An 11,813-nucleotide genomic window follows, 5' to 3' on the forward strand; every position below is an offset into this window, starting at 1 on the left:
CCGGCGACGGGTTTTTTTTATCGCTGCATGGGTTCTGGAAGGGTGCTAAAACGCCCTTTCAGTGTTAGCGTTACAACAAAAGGTTGTTATGCTTGAAATAGGGCGTGGCGAACCCCATAAGTATGTAATCACGATGATTGAGACTGGCTGATAATCCGTCCATAAGGTTACAATCAGTACAGCAGGTGTTTTCAATTTTGAACCAGGAGACGGAAATGTCATACAGTGGCGAACGAGATAACTTTGCACCCCATATGGCGCTGGTGCCAATGGTTATTGAACAGACCTCACGCGGTGAGCGTTCTTTCGATATCTATTCCCGTCTGCTCAAGGAACGCGTTATCTTTCTGACCGGCCAGGTAGAAGACCATATGGCTAACCTGATCGTGGCGCAGATGCTGTTCCTGGAAGCGGAAAACCCGGAAAAAGACATTTACCTGTACATCAACTCGCCTGGCGGTGTGATTACGGCGGGCATGTCCATTTATGACACCATGCAGTTCATCAAGCCAGATGTCAGCACTATCTGTATGGGGCAGGCTGCATCCATGGGGGCCTTCCTGTTAACCGCAGGGGCGAAAGGTAAGCGTTTCTGCCTGCCTAACTCCCGCGTGATGATTCACCAGCCGCTGGGGGGTTACCAGGGGCAGGCGACGGATATCGAAATCCACGCCCGCGAAATTCTGAAAGTAAAAGCGCGCATGAATGAACTTATGGCGCAGCATACAGGTCAATCTCTTGAGCAGATCGAGCGCGATACCGAGCGCGATCGCTTCCTCTCTGCTCCAGAGGCAGTTGAGTACGGCTTAGTCGACTCCGTATTGACCCATCGTAATTGATGCCCGCGACGCGAGTGTGCCGCTATACTAAGGTAGGGCGGCACGCTGCTTAAAGCACACGCGTCTTAGAATGGCATTTGCGTCGTCATGTGCGGCACAAAGAACTTAAAAAGAGGTTTGGACTCATGACAGATAAACGCAAAGATGGTTCGGGCAAACTGCTGTACTGCTCTTTTTGCGGCAAAAGCCAGCATGAAGTGCGTAAACTGATTGCCGGGCCGTCCGTGTATATCTGCGACGAATGCGTCGATTTATGTAACGACATCATTCGCGAAGAGATTAAAGAAGTTGCGCCGCACCGTGAGCGTAGCGCATTGCCAACGCCGCATGAGATTCGTCATCACCTTGACGACTATGTCATCGGTCAGGAGCAGGCCAAGAAAGTGCTGGCGGTGGCGGTATACAACCACTACAAACGTCTGCGTAACGGCGACACCAGCAATGGTGTAGAACTGGGCAAAAGTAACATTCTGCTGATCGGGCCAACCGGCTCCGGTAAAACGCTGCTGGCGGAAACCCTGGCGCGCCTGCTGGATGTTCCGTTTACCATGGCGGATGCCACCACCCTGACCGAAGCCGGTTATGTGGGTGAAGACGTTGAGAACATCATTCAGAAGCTGCTGCAGAAGTGCGATTACGACGTTCAGAAAGCACAGCGCGGGATTGTTTATATTGATGAGATCGACAAGATCTCCCGTAAATCAGACAACCCGTCCATCACCCGTGACGTGTCGGGTGAAGGCGTGCAGCAGGCCCTGCTGAAGCTGATCGAAGGTACGGTTGCGGCCGTTCCGCCGCAGGGTGGACGCAAACATCCGCAGCAGGAGTTCCTGCAGGTCGATACCTCCAAGATCCTGTTCATTTGCGGCGGCGCGTTTGCTGGTCTGGATAAAGTCATTTCCCACCGTGTTGAAACCGGCTCCGGCATCGGTTTTGGCGCAACGGTGAAGGCGAAGTCCGAGAAAGCCAACGAAGGTGAACTGCTTTCGCAGGTTGAGCCTGAAGATCTGATCAAATTTGGTCTGATCCCTGAATTCATTGGCCGTCTGCCGGTTGTGGCAACGCTGAATGAGCTGAGCGAAGACGCGCTGATTCAGATTCTGAAAGAGCCGAAAAATGCGCTGACCAAGCAGTATCAGGCGCTGTTCAATCTGGAAGGCGTTGAGCTGGAATTCCGTGACGAAGCGCTGGATGCGATTGCCAAGAAAGCGATGGCGCGTAAAACCGGTGCGCGTGGTTTGCGCTCTATCGTTGAAGCGGCATTGCTCGACACCATGTACGATCTGCCGTCGATGGAAGACGTCGAAAAAGTGGTTATCGACGAGTCCGTGATCGGCGGCCAATCCAAGCCGCTGCTGATTTACGGTAAACCGGAAGCCCAGCAGGCATCTGGCGAATAATTCACCAAATCATACAAGCAGTTAATCAAAAAGGGGGGATTTTATCTCCCCTTTACTTTTTCCGTATTCATAGCGTTGAATGTGTGGGAAACATCCCCATATACTGGATACATGTTAATGGTTATGTGAAGCACTGTGACATGACCAGCTTACCTGGCGGACACTAAACTAAGAGAGAGCTCTATGAATCCTGAGCGTTCTGAACGCATTGAAATCCCCGTATTGCCGTTGCGCGATGTGGTGGTTTATCCGCACATGGTCATACCCTTATTTGTAGGGCGGGAAAAATCTATCCGTTGCCTCGAAGCCGCCATGGATCATGATAAAAAAATCATGCTGGTGGCCCAGAAAGAAGCATCAACGGATGAGCCGGGTGTAAACGATCTTTTCACCGTCGGGACCGTGGCCTCTATTTTACAAATGCTGAAGCTGCCGGACGGCACCGTGAAGGTGCTGGTCGAAGGCCTGCAGCGTGCGCGTATTACCACCCTGTCAGACGATGGCGAACATTTCTCTGCCAAGGCAGAGTACCTTGATTCGCCTGAACTTGATGAGCGCGAGCAGGAAGTGCTGGTACGTACCGCGATTAGCCAGTTCGAAGGCTATATCAAGCTGAACAAGAAAATCCCACCAGAAGTGCTGACGTCGCTGAACAGCATCGACGATCCTGCGCGTCTGGCGGACACCATCGCTGCACACATGCCGCTGAAGCTGGCTGACAAACAGTCCGTGCTGGAGATGTCCGACGTTAACGAACGTCTGGAATATCTGATGGCGATGATGGAGTCTGAAATCGATCTGCTGCAGGTTGAGAAGCGCATTCGTAACCGCGTGAAAAAGCAGATGGAAAAATCTCAGCGTGAGTACTATCTGAATGAGCAAATGAAGGCCATTCAGAAAGAGCTGGGCGAGATGGACGACGCACCGGACGAAAACGAAGCGCTGAAGCGTAAGATCGACGCGGCGAAGATGCCGAAAGAGGCGAAAGAGAAAGCCGAAGCAGAACTGCAGAAGCTGAAAATGATGTCTCCGATGTCGGCTGAAGCAACCGTCGTGCGCGGCTACATTGAGTGGATGGTGCAGGTTCCGTGGAACGCCCGCAGCAAGGTCAAGAAAGACCTGCGTCAGGCCCAGGAGATCCTCGATACTGACCACTACGGCCTGGAACGCGTGAAAGACCGCATCCTTGAGTACCTCGCGGTACAGAGCCGTGTAAACAAAATTAAAGGCCCAATTCTGTGCCTGGTAGGACCGCCGGGGGTGGGTAAAACCTCTCTGGGCCAGTCCATCGCTAAAGCGACCGGACGTAAGTACATCCGTATGGCGCTGGGCGGCGTGCGTGATGAAGCGGAAATCCGCGGTCACCGCCGTACCTACATCGGTTCTATGCCGGGTAAACTGATCCAGAAAATGGCGAAAGTGGGCGTTAAAAACCCGCTGTTCCTGCTTGATGAGATCGACAAAATGTCGTCGGACATGCGCGGCGACCCGGCGTCTGCTCTGCTGGAAGTGCTTGATCCAGAACAGAACGTGGCGTTCAGCGATCACTATCTGGAAGTGGACTACGACCTCAGCGATGTAATGTTCGTGGCAACGTCCAACTCCATGAACATACCGGCACCGCTGCTGGACCGTATGGAAGTGATCCGCCTCTCCGGTTATACCGAAGACGAAAAGCTGAACATTGCTAAACAGCACCTGCTGCCGAAGCAGATTGAGCGTAACGCGCTGAAAGCCAACGAGCTGACCGTCGAGGACAGCGCGATTATCGGCATCATTCGCTACTACACCCGTGAAGCGGGCGTGCGTAGCCTTGAGCGCGAAATATCTAAGCTGTGCCGTAAGGCGGTAAAACAGCTGCTGCTGGATAAGAGCCTGAAGCACATCGTGATTAACGGTGACAATCTGCATGCCTACCTGGGCGTTCAGCGCTTCGACTATGGCCGCGCGGATAACGAAAACCGCGTGGGTCAGGTGACCGGTCTGGCATGGACGGAAGTGGGCGGCGATCTGCTGACCATCGAAACCGCCTGTGTGCCGGGCAAAGGCAAGCTGACCTACACCGGCTCGCTGGGTGAAGTGATGCAGGAGTCCATCCAGGCTGCGCTGACTGTGGTGCGCGCGCGCGCGGAAAAACTGGGTATCAACCCGGATTTCTACGAAAAACGCGACATTCACGTTCACGTTCCTGAGGGGGCGACGCCGAAAGATGGCCCAAGCGCGGGTATTGCCATGTGTACCGCTCTGGTTTCCTGTCTGACGGGCAACCCGGTACGTGCCGATGTGGCAATGACCGGTGAAATCACCCTGCGCGGTCAGGTCCTGCCAATCGGCGGGTTAAAAGAAAAACTGCTGGCGGCACACCGCGGTGGGATCAAAACCGTATTGATCCCTTACGAAAATAAACGCGATCTGGAAGAGATTCCGGACAACGTGATTGCCGATCTGCAGATCCATCCTGTTAAGCGAATTGAGGAAGTTCTCAGTCTCGCACTGCAGAATGAACCCTCCGGAATGCAGGTTGTAACCGCAAAATAGTGACCTCGCGCAAAGAGCGTCAATAAAAACAAGGCTGGTAAGTCATTTCGCACTTGCCAGCCTTTTTTTGTATAGCTAATTTAGATTGCTGATTAGGTCAGCCATCAACAACGGGTGTTGTAAGGTCATGGCAGGCCTGATATAACTGCTGCGCGGTCGCGTTGTGAAGGACTCAGGCGCGATATAAATTATAAAGAGAGGAAGAGAACAGTGAATAAATCTCAACTGATTGACAAAATTGCTGCTGGTGCTGATATTTCTAAAGCTGCAGCTGGACGTGCGTTAGATGCATTAATTGCTTCTGTTACTGAATCTCTGCAGGCTGGGGACGACGTTGCACTGGTAGGCTTCGGTACTTTTGCTGTTAAAGAGCGTGCTGCCCGTACTGGCCGCAACCCTCAGACCGGTAAAGAGATCACCATTGCTGCTGCTAAAGTGCCGGGTTTCCGTGCAGGTAAAGCGCTGAAAGACGCAGTAAACTGATTGCTTTCCCGTTTCAGGGAAGCCGGATAGTACAAGGGCGCATCGTTTGATGTGCCTTTTTTGTTTGTCCAGACCTGATTTGTGCGAGTTTATGCGAGTTGTGGGCTGACAATCGCCCCGTTTTCTTGTCACAATACGCCTTCACGCGCGACGGGCAGGATTTTCCGTCAGCGTCAGGTAACCAGTCACCTACAGCGGAGTGTTGTTACACCATGATGGACAGCTTACGCACGGCTGCTAACAGTCTCGTGCTCAAGATTATTTTCGGTATCATTATCGTGTCGTTCATATTGACCGGCGTGAGCAGTTACCTTATTGGCGGTGGCGCGAACTATGCCGCAAAAGTGAATGGCCAGGAAATCAGCCGTGGTCAGTTCGAGAATGCTTTTGCCGGTGAGCGTAACCGTATGCAGCAACAGCTGGGCGACCAATTCTCTGAACTGGCGGCGAATGAAGGGTACATGAAAACCCTGCGCCAACAGACACTGAACCGTCTTATCGACGAAGCGCTGCTGGATCAGTATGCCAAAAAGCTGGGCCTTGGCATCAGCGACGAGCAGGTCAAAAAAGCGATCTTCGCCACTCAGGCATTCCAGTCTAACGGTAAATTCGACAACGCGCGTTACAACAGTATCGTTAACCAGATGGGCATGACGGCGGATCAGTACGCGCAGGCGCTGCGTAACCAGCTGACGACCCAGCAGCTCATTAACGCTGTCGTGGGTACCGATTTCATGCTTAAAGGTGAAACCGACGAACTGGCCGCGCTGGTGGCCCAGCAGCGCGTGGTCCGTGAAGCGACAATTGATGTGAACGCCCTGGCGGCGAAACAGCAGGTGAGCGACGCAGACGTTAATGCTTACTACGAGCAGAATAAAAACGCCTTTGTTTCTCCGGAGCAGTTCCGCGTCAGCTACATCAAGCTGGATGCAGCTGCGCTGCAGGAAAGCGCGTCTGATGCCGAGATCCAGTCTTACTACGACCAGCATCAGGATCAGTTCACTCAGCCGCAGCGTAACCGCTACAGCGTGATTCAGACCAAAACTGAAGCAGATGCTAAGGCGGTACTGGATGAGCTGAACAAAGGCGCTGATTTCGCCACCCTTGCGAAAGCGAAATCCACCGACATTATCTCTGCGAAAAACGGCGGTGATATGGGCTGGCTGGAAGACGCAACCACGCCCGACGAGCTGAAAAATGCCGGCCTGAAAGAGAAAGGCCAGCTGTCTGGTGTGATTAAATCATCCGTTGGTTTCCTGGTCGTGCGTCTGGACGACATCACCCCGGCGAAAACCAAGCCGCTGGCTGAGGTTCGTGATGATATCGCTGCGAAAGTGAAACAGGAAAAAGCCCTGGATGCCTACTACGCGCTGCAGCAGAAGGTGAGCGATGCTGCCAGCAACGACAACGAATCTCTGGCAGGTGCAGAGCAGGCGGCGGGTGTGAAAGCGGTTGAGACCGGCTGGTTTGGTCGCGACAACCTGCCGGAAGAGCTGAACTTCAAACCGGTTTCTGATGCCATCTTTAACGGTGGTCTGGTGGGCGAGAACGGCACGCCGGGCAGCAACTCTGACATCATTACCGTTGACGGCGATCGCGCCTTTGTTCTGCGCGTCAGCGAGCACAAGCCAGAAGCGGTCAAACCGCTGGCGGAAGTGAAGGATCAGGTCGTCGCTCAGGTTAAGCACAACAAAGCAGAACAGCAGGCTAAACTGGACGCTGAGAAGATTCTGGCCGATCTGAAAGCGGGTAAACAGGACGCGCTGAAAGCGGCAGGTCTGAGCTTCGGTGAGGCGAAAACGCTGAGCCGCACCGGTCAGGACCCAATCAGCCAGGCCGCGTTTAGCCTGACGCTACCGGCAAAAGACAAGCCAAGCTTCGGTACCACCACCGATATGCAGGGTAACGTTGTTCTGCTGGCGCTGGACGACGTGAAAGCCGGCACTCTGCCAGAAGCGCAGAAGAAGGCGATGGTTCAGGGCATTACTCAGAACAATGCTCAGATTGCTTTCGAAGCCTTGATGAGCAACCTGCGTAAAGACGCCAAAATCAAGCTGGGCGATGTCATGACCCAGCAGCAGTAATTACGTGTCTGCTCGCAGATTTTCGTAACGCTCTGCAAAAACTAAAGGCCGCTTTCGCGGCCTTTTCCATTTCTGCAATCTGCTGTTTGTGCCTGTTTTCACAGGCGGCTATCGTTGCGTGGCTGTCAACAAACAAGGAGATAACAGCATGAAATGTGGAATCAAAGCACTGTTAATTACGCTGGCTATTGCCACCACCGGGATGAGCGCGGGCGCGCAGGCGGTGGCGACCGCCGCCAAACCACAGGCTACGCAGAGCAAGTCTGACGCGGCCGCGCCGGTACAAGGGCAGACCAAAGCGGCTGACGTCGGTAAAAATGCGGATGATGACGGTACGCGGGTCAGCATTAACTCGGCCTCGGCAGAGGATCTCGCCCGCGCAATGAATGGCGTGGGCCTGAAAAAAGCGCAGGCTATCGTCAGCTATCGTGAAGAGTACGGCCCATTCAAAACGGTCGACGATCTCAAACAGGTTCCGGGCATGGGCAGCGCGCTGGTTGAGCGCAACCTCTCACACCTGACACTGTAATAACGCAATTTCTTGCACTGCGGCAAAAGTTTGCCAGGATAAAGAGGTCATACCAGTTATGACCTCTGATCCTATAACAATGAAAGGCTATTGCGCTATGCAGACAAAAATCAAAGTACGCGGTTTCCATCTTGATGTTTATCAGCACGTCAATAACGCTCGCTATCTCGAGTTTCTTGAAGAAGCGCGCTGGGACGGGCTGGAAAACAGCGAAAGCTTTCAGTGGCTGACCGCGCACAACATCGCGTTCGTGGTCGTCAATATCAACATTAACTATCGCCGTCCGGCCGTGCTGGGCGATGTGCTCACCGTGACCAGCCAGGTACAACAGCTAAACGGCAAGAGCGGCGTGTTAAGCCAGGTGGTGACGCTCGATCCAGAAGGGCAGGTGGTGGCTGATGCACTGATCACCTTTGTCTGTATCGAACTGAAAACTCAGAAAGCGCTGCCGCTGGAAGGGGAATTGCGGGAAAAGCTGGAGTTGATGATCGTATAAGACATATTAAGGCGCACTCGTGCTGTCGACACCTGTTTTGCGACAGCACGGTCAAAAAACGCTATTTAAGTCCGGTCTTTTGCTTCATTGCCGCCATCACGCCGACTTTATCAGCCAGGTAATGGTTAAGCCCGTTAGCGCGCAGATTACAGGCGGCGCACTGGCCGCAACCGTCGCCTTTGATGCCGTTATAGCAGGTGAGGGTTTCGCTGCGAACCAAATCCAGCTTGCCCCAGTAGTCGGCCAGCGCCCAGGTTTCGGCTTTATCCAGCCACATGAGCGGGGTTTCAAAGCGCGTCTCTTTCGCCATCCCCAGATTGACGGCGTGGTTGAGCGCTTTGACAAACTCATCGCGGCAGTCCGGGTATCCTGAGAAGTCGGTCTCGCATACGCCCGTAATTACCGCTTCGGCTTTTACCTGATAGGCATAAATCGCCGTCAGGGTCAGGAACAGAATATTACGCCCCGGCACAAACGTGTTCGGAATGCCGCTGGCATCGGGTTCGTAGTCCGGTACAGGAATACTGTCCCGGGTGAGGCTGCTGACGGCCAGTTCATTTAACAGCGTAACGTCCAGCACCTTGTGCGCGCGTGCCCCCAGTTTAAGGGCCAGTTCACGGGCAACGTCGATTTCAGCGCGGTGACGCTGGCCATAATCGAAAGTCACACAGTGAACTTCATCATACTGATGAAGGGCCTGAACCAGGCAGGTTGTAGAGTCTTGTCCTCCGCTGAACACGACGACGGCACGTTTCATAAATCATCTCGACTGTTACGGTAAAAACGTTATGTTACCGTCTGGCTACGGCGGCGACCAGCTTCTTCACGATTTGGGGGCGGGAAGCCAGGCTTCGGTAAAATCAAACCAGCCGCGGGTGTTGAGGCGTATGCCGTTGACTCCCGGCGGGGCGCTGATTTGATATTGATAGTTAAAAAGCGGCGTCAGCACCGCATTCTCCATCAGGCGGTTGAAAATGGCTTGCAGACCGGCGTGTCGGTCCCGAGCTTCGGCCTGAGACTGCACCGCATCCAGCGTGGCTTGCAGATGGGCGTAGGCCGGTGCGCTTAACACGTGCGGCCACAGGGCATCGCAGCGCAGCCACTGCTCAAGCGTATACGCTGGCGCTTCGCCAATCAGCCTGTCCCCCATCATGATGTCTGCATCGGCAAGCTGCTGGCATCCGTCCCACGTCTTGGCGTCGTGGAAGATGACGGTCAGGTCACAACCCTGTCGCGCCAGGTACGCCTTTAACTGGCTGGCCATGGTGTGAAGCTCAACGGGAAGATGGTAAACCAGCGTCAGCGCCTCAGGCAGGGCAACGTCCGTTAAGTCAGGCCATTCGGGGATTGTCCAGCCGGGAAGCAGTTCCCCGGTGGGCGTAATGAGTCCTTCGTTGAGCGGAAGCGTGTGCAGAAGCCTGGAGAGATGGATGATATTGATAAGCCGCTTCGCCTGGATCTTACTCAGACGCGCGCTCTGTTTCAGCGTGAGGTAACAGAAGCCCAGGCTGGTGCTGCTGCTGACCAGCCTCAGGGTTTCAAGCTCATCGGCCTCGCCAATCGCGATTTGCACCGGGTGACGACAGCTGGTGCCCAGCCTGTAATCAAACAGCTGGGGGGTGATCCAGTATTCGATGGCTTTGAGCAGCGGATGGCTCAGGTGGTATTGCTCATGGCTTTCCAGACGAACCAGGTCGGGCTCAAAGGCGGCCAGCCGGAAGGGGCCGCAGCCAAGTTCAGGATAGTCGGGATGCGCCAGACGGCTGCAGTAGGTTGCCAGCCTGTGCGCCAGCCAATAGTCCGGTTGATGCAGCATAAATGTCAGACACTGTGGATGCGTTGTTTCGAGACGTAAAACGCTCCTGAACAGGGTGCGCAGGGCGGGAAGCGTCAACAGTGCCGTCAGGCTTCGCTGGAGCTGCGCCGTTTCTATTTTATCGCCGTTATGCCAGTGCAGGGTGGAGCGAATGTAGAAATGCCAGCGCAGCCCGTCAGCAGAGACCTCCCAGTGATGCGCGAGATCGCCCGTGGGTTCACTGCTGTTACCGTTAAAACGCGTCAAGCCTGAAAATACCTGTCCCGCCAGATGCTGCTCCGCCCGGCCAGGCAAAAAGCCCGGCTGAAGCGGCTCCAGCGAGCGATAGTAGGGGATGCGCAGCGTCGGCGTGTCGTTTTGCCACTGTCCGCCTAAAAACGGATGCAACAACGATCTCAGTGCTTCAGGAGCAAGCTGGGCCAGCTCCAGCGCGTTATGCTGCTGCCCGCTCTTCAGCGCCTCTTCCATCATCGCATTGCGCAGTGACTCCGGGCTGGCATGGAACGTCAGCTCACCGCGCTTGCCGCGACCAGACCGCGCGTGCCAGCTGAGCCAGCCCGCCTCCTGAGCCTGACGCAGCAGGGTGCGGACATGCCGCTCGCTACAAAAACAGCGGCTGGCAAGCTCACTTATGGTGACCTGCTGTGGAGCGCCAGCGGAAGGTTGCCACAGGCGTTGATACTGGTTAAGACGGTTAAGCTGGCGCATAAGAAACCCGGAACAATAATTTTCATCTATTCACTATTACTTCCGTATATCTCACACGATACTGATGCACAAGTTAATCGCATCACATTTCAGGAGTAATCATGGCCCGCCTCGCTGCATTTGATATGGACGGTACGTTGTTAATGCCGGATCACCGTCTGGGGGAGAAAACGCTGAGTACCCTGAAGCGTCTGCGCGAGCGTGATGTCACCCTGACGTTTGCCACTGGCCGCCACGTGCTGGAGATGCGTCATCTGCTGGGCACGTTTTCCCTGGATGCGTTTTTAATCACGGGTAACGGAACGCGCATTCACACCGTTGAAGGAGAGGTGCTGCACCGCCAGGATCTCAACCCGGAAGTGGCGGATATTGTTCTGCACAGCACGTGGGACACGCAGGCCAGTATCCACGTATTCAACGATCAAGGCTGGTTTACCGGAAGCGAAATCCCCGAATTGTTGCACGCGCATGTTTATAGCGGCTTCAAATACCAGCTTATCGATCTGCGCCGGATCCCTGCCCACGCGGTGACCAAGATTTGCTTCTGTGGCGATCACGACGATCTTTGCCGCTTACGCATTCAGTTAAATGAGGCGCTGGGCGACCGGGCGCACCTGACCTTCTCGGCGGTGGATTGTCTTGAAGTCCTGCCGGTGGGCTGTAACAAAGGTTCAGCCCTGGCGGTGCTCAGCGACCACCTGGGCTTAACGCTGCAGGAGTGTATGGCGTTTGGCGACGCCATGAATGACCGTGAAATGCTGGGCAGCGTGGGGCGCGGCCTGATTATGGGGAATGCGATGCCGCAGCTGATCGCAGAGCTTCCTCATCTGCCGGTTATCGGACACTGCGGCAACGAAGCGGTGTCCCATTTTTTGACGCATTGGCTGGACAACAACAACCTCCCATATTCCCCCGAATAG

General features: G+C 54.6%; 10 protein-coding genes. 8 read left to right on the forward strand and 2 right to left on the reverse strand.

Going from position 1 to position 11,813, the window contains the following annotated elements:
• The first annotated feature begins 215 nt into the window (after positions 1 to 215).
• The 7 genes from clpP to AC2FAJ_RS16540 all read left to right on the forward strand — a co-directional run bounded on the left by clpP (position 216) and on the right by AC2FAJ_RS16540 (position 8,369).
• The gene (gene clpP, locus AC2FAJ_RS16510; RefSeq protein WP_014069126.1) at positions 216 to 839 is read left to right on the forward strand and encodes an ATP-dependent Clp endopeptidase proteolytic subunit ClpP; all 624 of its coding nucleotides are present in this window, start codon (positions 216 to 218) and stop codon (positions 837 to 839) included.
• 125 nt (positions 840 to 964) lie between these two features.
• Positions 965 to 2,239, forward strand: coding sequence for an ATP-dependent protease ATP-binding subunit ClpX (clpX, locus tag AC2FAJ_RS16515; protein WP_028012161.1), 1,275 nt, complete (start codon positions 965 to 967; stop codon positions 2,237 to 2,239).
• 183 nt (positions 2,240 to 2,422) lie between these two features.
• Positions 2,423 to 4,777 carry an endopeptidase La gene (gene lon / locus AC2FAJ_RS16520; RefSeq protein WP_023334706.1) on the forward strand — a complete coding sequence of 785 codons (2,355 nt, stop codon included), beginning with the start codon at positions 2,423 to 2,425 and terminating at the stop codon, positions 4,775 to 4,777.
• Positions 4,778 to 4,987: 210 nt separating this feature from the next.
• Positions 4,988 to 5,260, forward strand: coding sequence for a nucleoid-associated protein HU-beta (gene hupB, locus AC2FAJ_RS16525; RefSeq protein ID WP_002444653.1), 273 nt, complete (start codon positions 4,988 to 4,990; stop codon positions 5,258 to 5,260).
• Positions 5,261 to 5,472: 212 nt separating this feature from the next.
• A complete protein-coding gene (gene ppiD, locus AC2FAJ_RS16530) occupies positions 5,473 to 7,344 on the forward strand; it encodes a peptidylprolyl isomerase (protein ID WP_485454328.1) in 1,872 nt (623 codons plus the stop codon).
• A 148-nt stretch (positions 7,345 to 7,492) separates the two neighbouring features.
• Positions 7,493 to 7,873: a helix-hairpin-helix domain-containing protein gene (locus AC2FAJ_RS16535; protein ID WP_485454329.1), complete on the forward strand. Its 381-nt coding sequence runs from the start codon at positions 7,493 to 7,495 to the stop codon at positions 7,871 to 7,873.
• A gap of 97 nt (positions 7,874 to 7,970) precedes the next feature.
• Positions 7,971 to 8,369 carry a YbgC/FadM family acyl-CoA thioesterase gene (locus AC2FAJ_RS16540; RefSeq protein WP_485454330.1) on the forward strand — a complete coding sequence of 133 codons (399 nt, stop codon included), beginning with the start codon at positions 7,971 to 7,973 and terminating at the stop codon, positions 8,367 to 8,369.
• A 61-nt stretch (positions 8,370 to 8,430) separates the two neighbouring features.
• Here the strand turns inward: AC2FAJ_RS16540 and queC are convergent, their stop codons facing one another.
• The gene (gene queC / locus AC2FAJ_RS16545) at positions 8,431 to 9,126 is read right to left on the reverse strand and encodes a 7-cyano-7-deazaguanine synthase QueC (protein ID WP_023332238.1); all 696 of its coding nucleotides are present in this window, start codon (positions 9,124 to 9,126) and stop codon (positions 8,431 to 8,433) included.
• A gap of 66 nt (positions 9,127 to 9,192) precedes the next feature.
• Positions 9,193 to 10,893 (reverse strand): SgrR family transcriptional regulator, encoded by a 1,701-nt coding sequence (locus tag AC2FAJ_RS16550; protein ID WP_485454331.1) that lies wholly within the window; start codon positions 10,891 to 10,893, stop codon positions 9,193 to 9,195.
• Between the two features lie 101 nt (positions 10,894 to 10,994).
• Between AC2FAJ_RS16550 and cof the strand changes: the two genes are divergently transcribed.
• Positions 10,995 to 11,813: an HMP-PP phosphatase gene (gene cof / locus AC2FAJ_RS16555; protein WP_028012168.1), complete on the forward strand. Its 819-nt coding sequence runs from the start codon at positions 10,995 to 10,997 to the stop codon at positions 11,811 to 11,813.

The organism is Enterobacter cloacae complex sp. 385G4 (genome assembly GCF_057320665.1).

Excerpts from the sequence above, each read along its gene's own strand:
- ppiD (WP_485454328.1), top strand. The coding sequence starts at position 5,473 with ATGATGGACAGCTTACGCACGGCTGCTAACAGTCTCGTGCTCAAGATT.
- AC2FAJ_RS16540 (WP_485454330.1), top strand. The coding sequence starts at position 7,971 with ATGCAGACAAAAATCAAAGTACGCGGTTTCCATCTTGATGTTTATCAG.
- lon (WP_023334706.1), top strand. The coding sequence starts at position 2,423 with ATGAATCCTGAGCGTTCTGAACGCATTGAAATCCCCGTATTGCCGTTG.
- cof (WP_028012168.1), top strand. The coding sequence starts at position 10,995 with ATGGCCCGCCTCGCTGCATTTGATATGGACGGTACGTTGTTAATGCCG.
- clpP (WP_014069126.1), top strand. The coding sequence starts at position 216 with ATGTCATACAGTGGCGAACGAGATAACTTTGCACCCCATATGGCGCTG.
- AC2FAJ_RS16535 (WP_485454329.1), top strand. The coding sequence starts at position 7,493 with ATGAAATGTGGAATCAAAGCACTGTTAATTACGCTGGCTATTGCCACC.
- queC (WP_023332238.1), bottom strand. The coding sequence starts at position 9,126 with ATGAAACGTGCCGTCGTCGTGTTCAGCGGAGGACAAGACTCTACAACC.
- clpX (WP_028012161.1), top strand. The coding sequence starts at position 965 with ATGACAGATAAACGCAAAGATGGTTCGGGCAAACTGCTGTACTGCTCT.
- AC2FAJ_RS16550 (WP_485454331.1), bottom strand. The coding sequence starts at position 10,893 with ATGCGCCAGCTTAACCGTCTTAACCAGTATCAACGCCTGTGGCAACCT.